The 14,377-nt window shown below is 69.2% G+C and carries 16 protein-coding genes, 1 tRNA gene and 1 other RNA gene; 12 read left to right on the top strand and 6 right to left on the bottom strand.

Annotated elements, in window-relative coordinates; genetic code table 11:
• Positions 1–39: 39 nt before the first annotated feature.
• The 4 genes from Q1A98_RS06795 to ftsX are packed head-to-tail and all read left to right on the top strand — an operon-like array spanning position 40 to position 3,064.
• The gene (locus Q1A98_RS06795) at positions 40–960 is read left to right on the top strand and encodes a mechanosensitive ion channel family protein (protein WP_299571850.1); all 921 of its coding nucleotides are present in this window, start codon (positions 40–42) and stop codon (positions 958–960) included.
• Positions 957–1,412, top strand: coding sequence for a hypothetical protein (locus Q1A98_RS06790; protein ID WP_299571219.1), 456 nt, complete (start codon positions 957–959; stop codon positions 1,410–1,412). The genes Q1A98_RS06795 and Q1A98_RS06790 overlap by 4 nt, the downstream gene beginning before the upstream one ends.
• Positions 1,413–1,472: 60 nt before the next feature.
• Positions 1,473–2,159: a cell division ATP-binding protein FtsE gene (gene ftsE / locus Q1A98_RS06785; protein ID WP_299571217.1), complete on the top strand. Its 687-nt coding sequence runs from the start codon at positions 1,473–1,475 to the stop codon at positions 2,157–2,159.
• Positions 2,159–3,064, top strand: a complete 906-nt coding sequence (gene ftsX / locus Q1A98_RS06780; RefSeq protein WP_299571214.1) for a permease-like cell division protein FtsX — start codon at positions 2,159–2,161, stop codon at positions 3,062–3,064. The genes ftsE and ftsX overlap by 1 nt, the downstream gene beginning before the upstream one ends.
• A 209-nt stretch (positions 3,065–3,273) precedes the next feature.
• Here the strand turns inward: ftsX and Q1A98_RS06775 are convergent, their stop codons facing one another.
• Positions 3,274–3,795 (bottom strand): GNAT family N-acetyltransferase, encoded by a 522-nt coding sequence (locus Q1A98_RS06775; RefSeq protein ID WP_299571211.1) that lies wholly within the window; start codon positions 3,793–3,795, stop codon positions 3,274–3,276.
• A 98-nt stretch (positions 3,796–3,893) separates the two neighbouring features.
• Between Q1A98_RS06775 and smpB the strand changes: the two genes are divergently transcribed.
• Complete coding sequence (gene smpB / locus Q1A98_RS06770; RefSeq protein WP_299571847.1) at positions 3,894–4,364, top strand: SsrA-binding protein SmpB; 471 nt, start codon at positions 3,894–3,896, stop codon at positions 4,362–4,364.
• A gap of 87 nt (positions 4,365–4,451) precedes the next feature.
• Here smpB and Q1A98_RS06765 read toward each other — a convergent pair whose 3' ends face one another.
• Positions 4,452–4,985 (bottom strand): GNAT family N-acetyltransferase, encoded by a 534-nt coding sequence (locus tag Q1A98_RS06765; protein WP_299571208.1) that lies wholly within the window; start codon positions 4,983–4,985, stop codon positions 4,452–4,454.
• Between the two features lie 57 nt (positions 4,986–5,042).
• Here Q1A98_RS06765 and ssrA point away from each other — a divergent pair.
• The 3 genes from ssrA (at position 5,043) to Q1A98_RS06750 (ending at position 7,047) form a co-directional block, all read left to right on the top strand.
• Positions 5,043–5,410: a transfer-messenger RNA gene (gene ssrA / locus Q1A98_RS06760) on the top strand.
• A gap of 154 nt (positions 5,411–5,564) precedes the next feature.
• Positions 5,565–6,101, top strand: coding sequence for a hypothetical protein (locus tag Q1A98_RS06755; protein WP_299571206.1), 537 nt, complete (start codon positions 5,565–5,567; stop codon positions 6,099–6,101).
• Between the two features lie 97 nt (positions 6,102–6,198).
• A complete protein-coding gene (locus Q1A98_RS06750) occupies positions 6,199–7,047 on the top strand; it encodes an aldo/keto reductase (RefSeq protein WP_299571203.1) in 849 nt (282 codons plus the stop codon).
• Positions 7,048–7,101: 54 nt separating this feature from the next.
• On the opposite strand, the gene Q1A98_RS06745 is transcribed toward Q1A98_RS06750, so the two are convergent.
• Together Q1A98_RS06745 and Q1A98_RS06740 are read right to left on the bottom strand one after the other, a co-directional pair.
• Positions 7,102–8,430 (bottom strand): alpha/beta hydrolase-fold protein, encoded by a 1,329-nt coding sequence (locus Q1A98_RS06745; RefSeq protein WP_299571200.1) that lies wholly within the window; start codon positions 8,428–8,430, stop codon positions 7,102–7,104.
• Positions 8,427–9,041: an alpha/beta fold hydrolase gene (locus Q1A98_RS06740; protein ID WP_299571197.1), complete on the bottom strand. Its 615-nt coding sequence runs from the start codon at positions 9,039–9,041 to the stop codon at positions 8,427–8,429. Before Q1A98_RS06740 ends, Q1A98_RS06745 begins: the two co-directional genes overlap by 4 nt.
• A gap of 80 nt (positions 9,042–9,121) precedes the next feature.
• On the opposite strand from Q1A98_RS06740, the gene pgm reads away from it, so the two are divergent.
• The 3 genes from pgm to Q1A98_RS06725 all read left to right on the top strand — a co-directional run bounded on the left by pgm (position 9,122) and on the right by Q1A98_RS06725 (position 11,699).
• Complete coding sequence (gene pgm / locus Q1A98_RS06735) at positions 9,122–10,762, top strand: phosphoglucomutase (alpha-D-glucose-1,6-bisphosphate-dependent) (RefSeq protein WP_299571194.1); 1,641 nt, start codon at positions 9,122–9,124, stop codon at positions 10,760–10,762.
• 57 nt (positions 10,763–10,819) lie between these two features.
• Positions 10,820–11,563: a thioredoxin domain-containing protein gene (locus tag Q1A98_RS06730; protein ID WP_299571192.1), complete on the top strand. Its 744-nt coding sequence runs from the start codon at positions 10,820–10,822 to the stop codon at positions 11,561–11,563.
• A gap of 63 nt (positions 11,564–11,626) precedes the next feature.
• Positions 11,627–11,699, top strand: a tRNA-Ala gene (locus Q1A98_RS06725).
• A gap of 71 nt (positions 11,700–11,770) precedes the next feature.
• Here Q1A98_RS06725 and Q1A98_RS06720 read toward each other — a convergent pair.
• A complete protein-coding gene (locus Q1A98_RS06720; protein ID WP_299571190.1) occupies positions 11,771–12,121 on the bottom strand; it encodes an Lsr2 family protein in 351 nt (116 codons plus the stop codon).
• Positions 12,122–12,465: 344 nt separating this feature from the next.
• On the opposite strand from Q1A98_RS06720, the gene Q1A98_RS06715 reads away from it, so the two are divergent.
• A complete protein-coding gene (locus Q1A98_RS06715) occupies positions 12,466–13,884 on the top strand; it encodes a DEAD/DEAH box helicase (protein WP_299571187.1) in 1,419 nt (472 codons plus the stop codon).
• 12 nt (positions 13,885–13,896) lie between these two features.
• Here the strand turns inward: Q1A98_RS06715 and Q1A98_RS06710 are convergent, their stop codons facing one another.
• Positions 13,897–14,358: a DUF4190 domain-containing protein gene (locus Q1A98_RS06710; protein ID WP_299571184.1), complete on the bottom strand. Its 462-nt coding sequence runs from the start codon at positions 14,356–14,358 to the stop codon at positions 13,897–13,899.
• Between the last annotated feature and the right edge of the window lie 19 nt (positions 14,359–14,377).

Raw genomic sequence — 14,377 nt, 5'->3', positions numbered from 1 at the left:
TTGTTCCTCGCCGTCGGGTCGCCCCCCGGGTCCGACCGCCTGATCCGCGCCCTGTCGCTGCAAGGTCTGCAGATCGTCCTGTTCGTACTGGGTGCGCTGATCCTGACGCGCCTCATCCAGTGGGCGACCAGCCGGATCACCACCCGCATCGACCGCAACTTCACGGAGTCCGACGAGTTGGTGCGGTCGGAGACGGCCAAGCACCGGCACTCGCTCGCCCAAGTGATCTCCTGGGTCGCGATCGTGATCGTCTACATCGTCGCGGCGTTCAACATCATCAAGGCCCTCGGCGTGCCGATCACCGGCTTCGTCGCGCCAGCAACGGTTCTCGGTGCCGCGCTCGGTTTCGGCGCACAGCGCGTCGTGCAGGACCTGCTCGCGGGGTTCTTCATCATCACCGAGAAGCAGTACGGCTTCGGCGACGTCGTCGAACTCGCGGTGACCGGCGGCATCCCGCCCGCCGAGGGGACCGTCGAGGACGTGACACTGCGGGTCACGAGGATCCGCTCCTCCGACGGTGAGGTCATCACCGTCCCGAACGGTCAGATCGTCAAGGCGATCAACCTCTCCAAGGACTGGGCGCGCTCCGTCGTGGACATCCCGTTGCCCGTCGGCGCGGACATGGGACGCGTCAACGAGATCCTCACCAAGGTGGGCCAGCAGACGTTCGCCGACCCACGGATGCGTCCGCTGCTGCTCGACGAGCCGTCGTCGATGGGCGTCACCGACGTCGAGCTCGACAACCTCACCGTCCGCATGGTCGCGCGCACCCTGCCGGGCAAGCAGTTCGAGGTCAGCCGCGACCTGCGCGCCCGGATCGTGCGGTCCTTCGGCCGGGCCGGCATCGCCCTCGCCAGCGGTGAACGCATCGAGACCGGCGCCATGACCCCGTCCGGCGTCGGCGAGACCCGGACCGAGTCCGACCAACCCGCACCCGACTCCTCGAGGCGGTCCTCATGAGCCCCGACACGAACGATCGATCGCAGACCCCGACGGACGACCACGATCCGAAGCGCACTCTCTGGTCGCGCATCCCGAGGCATCTGCTGGGCGGTCGCGTCCGCACGACGACGGCGGTCATGGTGCTGCTGTTCGTCGGACTGCTGGCGCTCTACGGGCAGCGCGTCGACCACTACGCCCAGGTCGACGCCGCGGATGCGACCAGGACCGCCGCGCCCCGGACCACCCCGTCGACGACGGAGGAGTACGTCCCGGAGACGACGACCACCCGCCGCTCGACCTCGTCGTCGGCGCCGTCCTCGACGAGCGGCACGACGACGACCACCGACGGGCAGGACGAGTCGACGGGCACCGAGACCGTCCCGACGACCACCACCGGTGGCCTGCAGTTCCCGACGATCCCGGGCCTGCAGTTCCCCGGTCAGACGCCCACGACGACACCGGCGCGGTGACGCGCGCGGGCGGCCTCCGGGTCCCCGGGGGCGGTGTCGGCCGTGGCTACACTGGCCGCCGTGATCAGCCTCGACAACGTCACGATGAAGTACAAGAACTCCGGGAGACCGGCGCTGCAGGGGCTGTCGTTGGAGGTCGAGAAGGGTGAGTTCGCCTTCCTGATCGGGCCGTCGGGGTCCGGGAAGTCGACGTTCTTCCGACTGCTCCTCAAGGAGGACAAGCCGACGAGCGGCGACATCCACGTGGGCCGGTTCCACGTGACCAAGCTGCCGAGCCGCCGTGTCCCGCAGCTGCGCCAGTCGATCGGCTGCGTGTTCCAGGACTTCCGTCTGCTGCAACAGAAGTCGGTCGCCGACAACGTCGCGTTCGCGCTCGAGGTGATCGGCAAGCCGCGCACGACGATCGAGAAGGTGGTGCCCGAGGTGCTCGACTACGTCGGCCTGTCGGGCAAGGCCGACCGCATGCCGACCGAGTTGTCGGGTGGCGAGATGCAGCGCGTCGCGATCGCCCGCGCGATCGCGAACCGGCCGCTGCTGCTCCTCGCCGACGAGCCGACCGGCAACCTCGACCCGACCACCAGTGAGGAGATCGTCGACGTGCTCGACCGTGTCAACCGTCGGGGCACCACGGTCGTGATGGCCACCCACGACCGCCACATCGTCGACGCCATGCGGCGTCGGGTTCTCGAGTTCGACCTCGGGCGACTCGTCCGCGACGACCAGCGCGGCGTCTACGGGGTCGGCTGATGCGATGGAGTTTCATCGTCAGCGAGGTCGCGAACGGTCTGCGCCGCAACGTCACGATGTTCGCCGCGATGGTGCTGACCACCGCGATCACCCTCGCCATGTTCGGCGGCGGTCTGCTGGTGGTGCAGATGGCCGACAAGAGCCGCGACATCTTCCTCGACCGCGTCGAGATGCAGTTCTTCATCTCCGATCAGGTCGCCGACGCCGACCCGGAGTGCCGGGCGGATCCGTGCGCCGCGCTGCGCACCCGGATCGAGCAGACGCAGGGCGTCGAGTCCGTGCAGTACATCGATCGGGCCGCGGCCTTCCGCGACGCGAAGACGAAGACGTTCGCCAACGATCCCGACCTCGCGTCGATGATCCGCGAGAACACACTGCCGGCGTCGTTCAAGGTGCGCGTGTCCGACGCGAACCGGTTCGGGCCGGTGCTCGACGAGTTCCGCACCGCGGACGGCATCGACGGCGTCCTCGACCAACGAGAACTGGTGAAACGCATCTTCAGCGTCCTCGACGGCGCGCGGAACGCCGCGTTCACGGTCGCGTTGGTGCTGGCCTTCGCGGCGATCCTGCTGATCGCGAACACCGTGCAGATCGCCGCCTACACCCGGCGTACCGAGGTCGGCATCATGCGTCTGGTGGGAGCGACGCGCTGGTACACCCAGCTCCCGTTCCTGCTGGAGGCGGTCGTGTCCGCGCTGATCGGGTCGGTGATCGCGATCGCGGGCCTGTTCGCGGCGAAGGTCCTCTTCTTCGACAGAGCCCTCGGAGACCTCTACGGGGTGAACATCCTCGCGCGGATCACCATGGGTGACGTCGTGTTCGTGTCGCCGTGGTTGCTGCTGGCCGGACTCGGACTGGCCACGGTGACCGGTTACGCCACGCTGCGGTTCTACGTCCGGATCTGATCGAGCAGGAGGCGGACAGACACCGCCTCGACCGCGCCGAGTGGGCCAAAACCAGCCGCCGAGTGGGCCACAACCCACTCCGAACGGGCCAGAAATCGGCGCCGACCGCAGTCGCGGCGCGCTCGGCGTCGGGTATCAGCCCACTCGGCGAGTGATGTCGGCACGGTCGACGGTGATTTTTGGCCCACTCGGCGAGTTGTGTCCGCTCGTCAGACGTCGAGGCGCCGCTCGAACAACACGATTTGCATGTCCCGGCCGAACTGCGCGGGGAGATCCGCCTCGCGGAGCACCGTGAACCCCAGCGATCGGTAGTAGTCGACCATCGTCGTGTTGTGGGCGGCGGTGTCCAGACGGAGACGGTCGTGCCCGGCCGCGGCGGTCGCCTCGGCGGCCCATTCGATGAGGGCTCGTCCCCAGCCGTGTCCGGCGTGGTCACGGCGGACCATCAGCCCGTGGACGTAGCCGGCGGGTGCGTCGTCGTCACCCCAGAAGTCCGGGTCCGACCACGCGAGTCGCACGCACGCGACGACCTCGCCGTCGACCTCGGCGACATGCCACTCGCCGAGTCGCGCGCCCGCGGCGACGTGCTCGACGGTGATCTCGCCCTCTTGCCACTGGTTGACGCCGGAGTCGGTGAGCCACCGCGCGAGCCCGTCACGCAACGCGACGATCGCCGGCGCGTCGTCGGGGCCGGCACGACGCAGTCGGGGGAGGGGGAGGCGGTCGGACACGGTACGGACCCTAAAGGATTCGTCGGGGCCGCCGGTCCCTGCGTAGGCTGGACCGTCGACCCGCGTCGACCGAGAAACCGTGAAGGAGGTGCGCCGTGGTGAAGGAGAAGGGCCGCAAGGCCATCGCGACCAACCGCAAGGCGCGCCACCTGTACACGATCCTCGAGACCTACGAGGCGGGCATTGCTCTCGTCGGCACCGAGGTGAAGGCGCTGCGCGACGGCAAGGCGTCTCTCGTCGACGCGTTCGCCACCATCGACGACGGCGAGGTGTGGCTGCGCGGCCTCCACATCGCCGAGTACGGCAGTGGTAGCTGGACCAACCACGCACCGCGCCGCAACCGCAAACTCCTGTTGCACCGCAAGGAGATCGACGGACTCGTCGGCACGCTCCAGACGCAGAACCTGACCCTGGTCCCACTGTCGATGTACTTCAGCGACGGCAAGGTGAAGGTCGAACTCGCCCTCGCCCGCGGCAAGCAGGCGCACGACAAGCGCCGCGACATCGCCGAACGCGATGCCCGTCGCGACGTGATCCGCGAACTCGGCCGCCGCGTCAAGGGGATGTGACGCCCGTCCACAAGCCGCTCCGCTGAAGACCGGCGCATGCACGATGCCGTCGCCGACGCCGGCCGGTGCGGTTTGTGTACGCCCTCCTCAGAGGTCGTCGAACGGCGCGGCGTAGCGGAACGGACCGCGCGCATCGACGGTCCACGCGGACAGGCGTCGCGCTTGGAAGTGACCGCCCCACGCCGGGTCGGGGGATTCGACGCCCAGCTCGGCGGCCGTGACGAACCCGAAACGCGCGTAGAACCCGGGATCGCCGAGGAGCGCGGCCAGCGGGAAGCCGGCGGCGTCGGCGGCGGCGAGAACCGCGTCCACGAGAGCCGATCCGACGCCGGTCGACTGCCGAGAAGGACTCACCGCGAGGGGTCCGAGCCCGATGGCGTCGGTGCCTCCGACCTGTCCGATGCTGCCGAGGACCACCCCGACCACGGCACCGTCGCCCACGGCGACGAGGCCGAGCGGACCGGGCACGTGACCGCCCACGACCAGTGCCCGAGTCAGCCCGACCTCGACGGGCTGCGACCCCTGCGGTGCCTGCGGGGCGAACGCGGCCGCGACGACCTCGAGCGCAGGGGCCAGGTCGGTCACCGGATCGAGAACGCGGACGGAAACAGGAATGACCATCACCTCGTTGCTTGTTAGACTGAAGTGCTCGCCTCGGAGACGCGGCGGGTCCTACACGGGGCTGAACGGTTTCGACTGCGTGCGTCGATGTAGGGGAAGCGTGCCGGTGCAGGCTAGAGACCACCGTAAGCGTCGTAGCAACCAATTAAGCGCCGATTCTCATCAGCGCGACTTCGCACTCGCCGCCTGAGCGAGTGTGAGTCTGTCGGCCCGGGTGTGCTCCCGCCCCGGGTACCGGCATCATCAAGGGGGCTCACCGTCCGGCTCGGTCGCGGAGTCGGACGGGACAACCAACAGCGACTGGGATCGTCATCCTGGCTTGTTCGCGTGACCAGGAGATCCGAGTACAGGCTCAGCGGACTGCGCACGGAGAAGCCCTGCTGACACGACGAAGGACCCGGGTTCGATTCCCGGCAGCTCCACCGACGAGCCGCCCACCTGCATCACCGCAGGTGGGCGGTTCTCGTTCTGGGGGAGTGTCGTGCGATCAGCCGTAATCGGACTCCACCGGTAACGACGAGTCGGGCGACGGCGACGAATCGGACAAGTCATCCGTTCGTCGAACAAAGGAACTCCGCGATGCGTCGTGCCACCGCTGTCCTCCCGCTCGCCGCCGTCGTCCTGGCGCTCGCCGGCTGCTCGTCGTCCGACGACGCCGACGTCGCGCAGAGCAGCGCCACGGCCACCGTGTCGTCGAGCACGGCGGCGCCGTCGTCGGAGCCGACCTCGACGGCCGCGGCCGATGAGAACGCGGTGGAGTCAACGCAGACGGAGACCGCGACACGAGAACTCCCACCCGCCACGTTGACGGCCACGGTCACCGCCGCGCCTGCTCCCGCCGCCGCCGACGTCGACTGCTCGTTGGCCACCCCGACCGCGTTGCTGGAGGCGGTGCAGCCCACCGAGATCTACACGCGCATGGCGAAGCCGGTCGCCTTCGAGGCCATCCGGTGCGCGGGCCCGTTCGCGACCGGCCGCTCCGCCCCGCCGGACACGCAGGCCGCGCGCGTCCTGTTCCGCTACGAGGACGGCCGGTGGGTGGCACTGGATCTCGGCTCGGCGATCGACTTCCAGCGCTGGGGAGCGACTCCGGAACAGGCCTCGCGTCTGGGGTGATGACCGCGGCGTCGGAATGCCCGGCCCCCGCGGGGATGTTGGACAAGACCGTCGGTCCGAGATCCGGACCGTGTCCGACCCCGAGGAGGCCTGCCGTATGGCAACCGTCCCGAACCTCACCCTCAACGACGGCCGTAGCATCCCGCAGCTCGGCTTCGGTGTGTTCCAGATCGAGCCGGAGGACACCGCGAAGGCCACCCGCCTGGCGCTGGAAACGGGCTACCGGCACATCGACACCGCCGAGATGTACAACAACGAGCGTGAGGTCGGACAGGGCATCCGCGACAGCGGGATCGCGCGCGACGACATCTGGGTGACCACGAAGCTCAACAACGGCTTCCATCGTCCCGACGATGCGCGCAAGGCGTTCGACGAGAGCCTCGAAAAGCTCGGCCTCGACCACGTCGACCTGTTCCTCATCCACTGGCCGCTGCCGACCCGTTACGACGGCGACTACGTCAGCACCTGGCAGACGCTCATCGAGTTCCAGAAGGAGGGGCGCGCCACGTCGATCGGCGTCTCCAACTTCCAGCCCGACCACCTCGACCGTCTCGCGAAGGAGACCGATGTGGTGCCGGCGGTGAACCAGATCGAGGTGCACCCGTACTTCACCAACGACACCGCGCGCGCCTACGGCCGTGACCACGGCATCGCGACCGAGGCGTGGTCGCCCATCGCGCAGGGCAAGGTCCTCGACGACTCGACCATCTCCGAGATCGCGGAGCGTGTCGGCAAGTCGACCGCACAGGTGGTGCTGCGCTGGCACATCCAGCGCGACAACATTGTGTTCCCGAAGTCGGTGACCGAGAGCCGCGTCAAGGACAATTTCGACATCTTCGACTTCGAGCTGACCGACGACGATCTCACGGCGCTCGACAAGCTCGACAAGGGCGAGGACGGCCGCACCGGCCCGAACCCCGACACGTTCGACTACATCCCCGACTGACCTGTTCCCGACCGATCCCCGGTCGGAGCCGTCAGGGCACCGTCGACGACCCCGTCAGATGACGGGGTCGTCGATGCGTTCGTGGAGCCAGGCGATGACCTGGCCCCAGGCCAGCGCCCCGAACGACCATGTGTGCGTGCCGCTCTCGTACCGTTCGGTCACGTCGATCCCCACCGAGCGGGCCACCGGGGCCAGCAGCTTCGCCGCGGTGATCTGCGGCGAGTGCAGCTGCCCGTCGCGGCCCTTGCGCCCCTCGGAGATGAACCACCCCGCGACCCCCGTGTACGGACCGTGCCGTTCCATCACCGTCCGCGGGTCGAAGCGGTCCCAGGCCTGCGCGTCACCCCCGAACAGTGTCTTGATCGTCTGCTGCTTGTCGCCCACGTTGGGGGCGACGTCGCCGGAGATGTCGACGAACGTCGCGAAGTCGTCCGGATGGCGCACGACGAGATCGATGGCACACGTCCCACCCATCGACCAGCCGACGACCGCCCAGTTGCGGGCCGCCCGCGACGCCCCGAACCGCTCGATCACGTACGGCCGGACCTCGTCGACGATGTGGGTGTCGACGTTGCCGCGCGGGCCGTCGACACACTCGGTGTCGTTGGTGAGGCTGCCCGAGACGTCGGGGAGCACGAGGATCGGTGCCACCCCGCGGTGGTCGCGGGCGTAGGCGTTGACCGTCTGCAACGCCTCGCCGCTGCGGACCCAGTCCTCCGGGGTGTTGATGACCCCGCCGATCATCACGACCGCAGGCAGGGCCGGCGGTTCGGCGCCGACGAACCAGGCGGGCGGCAGGTACACGTACTCGCTGCGGGCGCGGAAACCGCTGCGGCGGCTGGGCACGTCGATCGTGACGATCCGTCCCTCCTTCGCCGCGGCGGGCGAGTTGCGGAAGGTGTTCAGACGATCCGGCGTCGTCTCGAGGGGGAGGGGATCGTCGGTGATGCCTGCCCAGGCACGGCTGAAGGTCGGGTAGTAGCCGGACCACTGGTTCAGGCTCAACGCCAGACAGAACACGCAGAGCAGCACGGCGACCACCGTGAGGCCGTTCTGCCACCAGCGTGCGGTCCGTACGCCGATCACCGCTGCGACCACGAGCCCGACGGCCACGACCGTCCACAGCCAGAAGCTCGCCGGCGCCGACGCGGGGTCCAGCCCGCGGGCGTCGAGGACACCGAACACCGTGACCGCGGCGATGCCGCCGGCGACGACCCCGATCGGCACCCAGACCATGCCCCACCGCTTCGACCGGCGTGCGGCGGCGGCCAGCACGAGCAGTGCCGCGAGCACCGACACGGCGATCGGGAACCAACCGTGCAGGAGTCGGACGTCGAAGAGGGAGCCGCCGGTGTGCGGGATGTAGGTCCAACCCGGGTTCACGGCGACACCGGGCCTGCTGTCGCGCGATCGGCGATCGCCGCGCCGACGAAGTCGAGCGCCGTACGCTGCCAGTCGAGGACGTGATCGAGCATCGCGTGTCCGCCGTCGGGAACGGGGATGTACGTCGCGTCGACACCGCGGGCACGCAGCTCGTCGATGCCCTTCTCGGTGCGCGAGGCGTAGGTGCGGGTGTCGGCGGTGCCGTGCATCGCGACCACGCGCACGCCGTCGCGGATGTGGCGCCAGTCGGCGTGCTGCCACCACGGGGCGAGCGCCAGCACCCCGTGGACGCGGGGGTCGGCGGCCAGGTGGGCCGCGACCCGACCGCCCATCGAATGACCGATGAGGTGGATCGGGACGCCCGGTGCCGCCGCCGCGAGGCGTTCGAGTGCCGCCCAGGCCGGCGCGAGGGGCGCGGCGTCGTCGTTCCAGCCGTAGAGGTCGTAGGCGACCTGCCGGACCCGGACCCGACGAGGGTGGCGCAGCGCGATGCTCGCGGCGAACGGGTACATCCGCAGGGCCGACGGGGACCGCCACGAGAAGGGCTCCCGGGACACGTCCGTCCCACCCGGCAGTACAAGCACGGCAGCGGCGGGTCCGTGAGATGTCACAACGTTCCCTTCCTGCTTCGTGCCGACGTGTCCGTGCGGTGCCGAGACTAATCCTCGTCCGATTTGGCAGAATCCCATCGGTGGCGCACCCGCGAGCCGGTCAACCGGCACTCCCCGAGGATCTCGTCGACATCGCGGCGCTCGAGAGTGCGTACTACTCCAGGCTCCCCGATCCCGACGATCCCGCCCAGCAGGTCGTCTTCGGCACCTCGGGGCACCGGGGATCGAGCCTCGACGGCGCCTTCACCGAGTCCCACATCATCGCCACGACGGCCGCCATCGTCGAACACCGTCGCGGAGCGGGGATCACCGGTCCGCTCTTCATCGGCCTCGACACCCACGCACTCTCGCGGCCGGCCTGGCGGACCGCGATCGAGGTGCTCGTCGCGGCCGAGGTGACCGTCGCCATCGACGACCTCGAGCGGCACACGCCGACACCGGCGGTGAGTCACGCGATCCTCGTGCACAACGCCTCGAACGCCGAGCGGGCCGACGGCATCGTCGTCACCCCGTCGCACAACCCGCCCCGGGACGGCGGGTTCAAGTACAACCCGCCGGATGGCGGCCCGGCCGGATCCGACATCACCTCCGCGATCGCCGCGCGCGCCAACGAGATCCTCCGCTCGGGCGTCGGCGCCGTCGCCCGTGTGCCGTTCGAACGGGCTCTCACCGACGACCACGTCGTCCGGTACCCGTTCAGCGCCACCTACGTCGACAACCTCAAGCAGGTGCTCGACATGGACGCCATCCGGTCGTCCGGTGTGCGGATCGGGGCCGACCCGCTCGGCGGTGCCTCCGTGGGGTACTGGGCCGAGATCGGGTTCATGTACAACCTCGCCGAACTGACCGTGGTCAACCCGACCGTCGACCCGCAGTTCGGGTTCATGACCCTCGACACCGACGGCAAGATCCGGATGGACTGCTCGTCACCGAACGCGATGGCGTCCCTCATCGCCGCCCGCGACTCCTACGACATCGCGACCGGCAACGACGCCGACGCCGACCGCCACGGGATCGTCACCCCCGACGCCGGGCTGATGAACCCCAATCATTTCCTCGCCGTGGCCATCGACTACCTGTTCACACACCGCCCGGGGTGGGGCGCGTCCGCCGCGGTCGGCAAGACGTTGGTGAGCTCGTCCATCATCGACCGCGTCGTCGGGGCACTGGGGCGCCGGCTGATCGAGGTGCCGGTCGGTTTCAAGTGGTTCGTCCCCGGGCTGCTCTCGGGCGACATCGCCTTCGGCGGTGAGGAGAGTGCCGGCGCGTCGTTCCTGCAGCAGGACGGATCGGTCTGGTCGACCGACAAGGACGGCATCATCATGGCGCTGCTGGCCTCGGAGATCCTGGCCGTCACGGGTCGGTCGCCGTCGCAGCACTACGCCGACCTCGTGGAACGTTTCGGCGACCCGGTCTACGCCCGCCGCGACGCCCCGGCGACGCGCGAGCAGAAGGCGGTGCTGTCGAAGCTGTCGGCGTCGCAGGTCGCCGCCGACACCCTCGCCGGCGAGGCGATCACGGCGGTCCTCACCGAGGCCCCTGGCAACGGTGCCGCCATCGGCGGGTTGAAAGTCGTGACCGACAACGCGTGGTTCGCGGCGCGGCCCTCGGGCACCGAGGACCTCTACAAGATCTACGCCGAGTCGATGAAGGGTCCCGAACATCTCGCCGCGGTCCAGGACGAGGCGCAGGCGCTCGTCGACGGGGCTCTGCGCGGCTGACCCGGGGGTGCCGTACCCACAGGTGGTTCTCAGCCGGGCGGGGTTACCGTATCGGGCGTGAACGAATCCCGTCGTCCCCGCGTGAGCGCGAAGTATCAGCCCAGCCGCACCTCCAGTCGGGCGACCTACCTTCTCGCCGGCGTCGCGATCGTCGTCATCGCGGTGGTCGTCATCGGCGGGATCATCTGGAACAGCCAACGTGACAAGGGCGGCAGCGCGGACCAGGCAGTGCTCGCGCAGAACTCGAGCCTGATCATCGGGAAAGCCGACGCCCCGCACACGATCGACGTGTTCGAGGATTTCCAGTGCCCCTACTGTAAGCAGTTCGAGTCCGCGTCGGGGCAGGCGATGATCAACGCCGCGAATGCCGGAAAGCTTCGCGTGCGCTATCACATCCTCAATTTTCTCGACCGCAACTCGGGGTCGGGTGACTATTCCTCGCGGGCCGCGGGTGCGGCACTGTGTGTCGCCCAGGCCGGCGGCGCGGACCAGTTCTTGAAGTACCACACGAAGCTGTTCGAGCAGCAGCCCGCGGAGGGTGGCGACGACCCCGACAACGCGGAACTCGCCGCGATGGCCGGTTCCGTCGGCGCCTCGCAGCAGACCCAGCAGTGCATCTCGTCGGGCGCGCGCGTGGACGCGGCGAAGGCCGACGCCGAGCAGTCCCTGACGCAGCTCAGCAAGGCGCTGGGCGGCGACGCGGGTACCCCCACCGTCCTCAGCGAGGGCAAGCCGGTGGCCAACGTGTTGAACGGTCCGGGCTGGCTCACCTCGCTCTTGGCGAACGATTCGTCCAGCTGACCAGGGATTTGGTCGGCGTCGAAGCGGTGGTGTAATTTCGATCGGGTCGCCGCGAGGCGACACGGGGCTATGGCGCAGCTGGTAGCGCACCACACTGGCAGTGTGGGGGTCAGGGGTTCGAGTCCCCTTAGCTCCACCCGACACACGACGGCCGGTTCCCGCTGATGCGGGAACCGGCCGTCGTGGTCTGTCCGGGGTGGGGCTGTGTCAGTGCGCCGCCTCGAACGCCTCCACGACGTTGATCGGGATGCGTCCCCGCTCGCTGACGGTGAACCCGTTGTTGTTCGCCCAGTCGCGGATCGCCTGCGTCTGCTCCTTCGACCGCGTCCCGCCGTTGCTCGCCGCCGGTGCCGCCGCACGACGACCGCCCCGGCTGCCCGTGACGGCGCGCGACGCCTCGACGTACTTGGTCAGCGAATCGCGGAACTGCTGCGCGTGCTTCGGCGAGGTGTCGAACTCGTACTGCTTGCCGTCCAGTGACCACCGGACGGTCTCGAACTCCTCGAGAACCTTTCCGTCAATGTCGTCGATGAATTGAACGATCTGCTTTTTGGCCATGCGCCGAAATGGTCCCTTCTGGACAGTTCTGGGGTACTCGACACAAAAGGTAGTGGACGTTCAAGAAATCAGCAATGACGCATCACAATGTGTCGCGACAACCTGAAAAAATGTCCGATCAATGCGACCGAGAAGTCCGCTACAGGTGTACAGAAATAGCGCGCGATGTCCATTTGTCGCACGAACGTGCATCAGTGGGACCATTCGCGGATGTGTCCCACGCGACTCTCGGCCGCGACGAGGATCGGCCGGCTGTCGCGTAGGCTGTGACAGATCATCTCCGCCCGCGATCTCGTGTCGGGCGATGCGCGTCATCGGTGGCGCGCCGGAAAGGCTTTCTCATCATGACGACGAATTTCTCTGATCTCGGCGTGCCCGCACCACTGGTGTCGGCTCTCGCCGCGGACGGCAAGACACAGGCGTTCCCCATCCAGACCGACACCCTTCCCGACGCGCTGTCGGGTCGCGACGTGCTCGGTCGCGGTCGGACGGGATCGGGCAAGACGCTGGCGTTCGCCATCCCACTGGTCGCCCGCATCTCGGCCGACGGTGTGGGCCCCACCCGCCGGCGCGGTCGGCCGCGGGCGCTGGTGCTGGCGCCCACCCGCGAACTGGCGACGCAGATCGCCGCGGTCATCGAGCCGCTCGCGTCCTCGGTCGGCCTGCGACTCACGACCATCTTCGGTGGCGTCAACCAGAAGCGTCAGGTCGACGCCCTCAACGGCGGCGTCGACGTCGTCGTCGCCTGCCCCGGTCGGCTCGAGGACCTCATGGGCCAGGGACACCTGACCCTCGACGACATCGAGGTCACTGTCATCGACGAGGCCGACCACATGGCCGACCTCGGCTTCCTGCCGGTCGTCACCCGCATCCTCGGGCGCACACCCCGCGGCGGGCAGCGACTGCTGTTCTCGGCCACCCTCGACAACGGCGTCGACGCCCTGGTGAAGCGGTTCCTCGACCAGCCGGTGCTGCACTCGGTCGACGAGGCGAACTCGCCCGTCGAGGCCATGACCCACCACGTCTTCCAGGTCCCCGACACCGGTACGAAGACCGATGTCGTCGAGGCCCTCGCGGGCGGGACGGGTCGCCGGATCCTCTTCATGCGGACCAAGCACCAGGCGAAGAAGCTCGCGAAGAAGCTGACCGCGTCGGGGATCCCCGCGGTGGACCTGCACGGCAACCTGTCGCAGGCGGCCCGCGATCGCAACCTGGCAGCGTTCGGCGACGGCTCGGTCCGCGTCCTCGTCGCGACCGACGTCGCGGCCCGCGGTGTCCACGTCGACGACGTCGAGCTGGTCATCCACGTCGACCCGCCGTCGGAACACAAGGCCTACCTGCACCGCTCCGGGCGCACCGCCCGGGCGGGTGCCTCCGGCGACGTCGTGACGATCGCCCTGCCCGAGCAGCGCGGTGACCTGACCAAGCTGCTCCGTCGCGCCGGCATCCGCGTGGACATCACACCCGTGACCGCGGGCTCCCGTGTGCTGACCGACCTCGTCGGCGACCAGGCCGAGCGCATCGCGCCTCCGCCGGTCACCGTCACCCACACGCAGTCGCGACCGGCCTCGGCGGGCAACCGCAGTGGGTCGGGTCGCCGCCGCGGGGCGCGCGGCGGCGGCGCCGGGCGCGCAGGTGCCTCGGCTCGCTCGGGCGGCGGCGGCCACTCCGCCGGCGGCAGCGGCCGGTCGGGCGGCTCGTCGCGATCAGGCGGCGCAACCCGCGGTCGCGGACAGTCCACCGGGCGGTCGCGCACCGCCTGACGTCGCGCCGCCTCAGGGGGTGGCGGCGGCCGCCACGACGAGGATCACGAGCAGCGCGAGCAGCCCGAGGATCATCAACGCGATCGCCACCCACCCGAGGAGCCGCCCGGCCACCGCCATCTGACGGCCGTCCTGCAGACCGCGGGAGTCGTCGATCTCGCCGAGTGCGAGATTGCCGAGGACGACCGCCGGGATGCCGAGGAACAACAGGCACGTCACCAGCCCCGCGATCCCGCACACCAGTGCCCCGATCGCCTTGCCGTTCGTCTGCCGCGCCATCGGGTAGCCGTAGACCGGCGGCGTGGGTGCGCCGTACTGGGGCTGCCCGCCGTACGGGGGTTGCCCACCGTACTGGGGGTGCTGTCCGTACGCGGGTTGCTTGTCGAAGCCGGGTTGGTCCCCGTACTGGGGCTGATCACCGTACTGGGGCTGGTCACCGTATCGGGGCTGTTCTCCGTACGGGGGTTGCGTCATGCCGGCGAGCTTAGCTGCG

The sequence above is a fragment of the uncultured Williamsia sp. genome, from assembly GCF_947494875.1.
Lineage (GTDB): Bacteria > Actinomycetota > Actinomycetes > Mycobacteriales > Mycobacteriaceae > Williamsia_A.
The sequence above is the reverse complement of the archived record's forward strand: the minus strand, read 5'-3'. Positions and strand labels throughout refer to the sequence as shown.

Bases quoted from the DNA above. Each gene is read 5' to 3' on its own strand.
- Q1A98_RS06790 (WP_299571219.1), top strand. From the start codon at position 957: ATGAGCCCCGACACGAACGATCGATCGCAGACCCCGACGGACGACCAC.
- ftsX (WP_299571214.1), top strand. From the start codon at position 2,159: ATGCGATGGAGTTTCATCGTCAGCGAGGTCGCGAACGGTCTGCGCCGC.
- Q1A98_RS06765 (WP_299571208.1), bottom strand. From the start codon at position 4,985: ATGGTCATTCCTGTTTCCGTCCGCGTTCTCGATCCGGTGACCGACCTG.
- Q1A98_RS06755 (WP_299571206.1), top strand. From the start codon at position 5,565: ATGCGTCGTGCCACCGCTGTCCTCCCGCTCGCCGCCGTCGTCCTGGCG.
- Q1A98_RS06750 (WP_299571203.1), top strand. From the start codon at position 6,199: ATGGCAACCGTCCCGAACCTCACCCTCAACGACGGCCGTAGCATCCCG.
- Q1A98_RS06720 (WP_299571190.1), bottom strand. From the start codon at position 12,121: ATGGCCAAAAAGCAGATCGTTCAATTCATCGACGACATTGACGGAAAG.
- Q1A98_RS06715 (WP_299571187.1), top strand. From the start codon at position 12,466: ATGACGACGAATTTCTCTGATCTCGGCGTGCCCGCACCACTGGTGTCG.
- Q1A98_RS06710 (WP_299571184.1), bottom strand. From the start codon at position 14,358: ATGACGCAACCCCCGTACGGAGAACAGCCCCGATACGGTGACCAGCCC.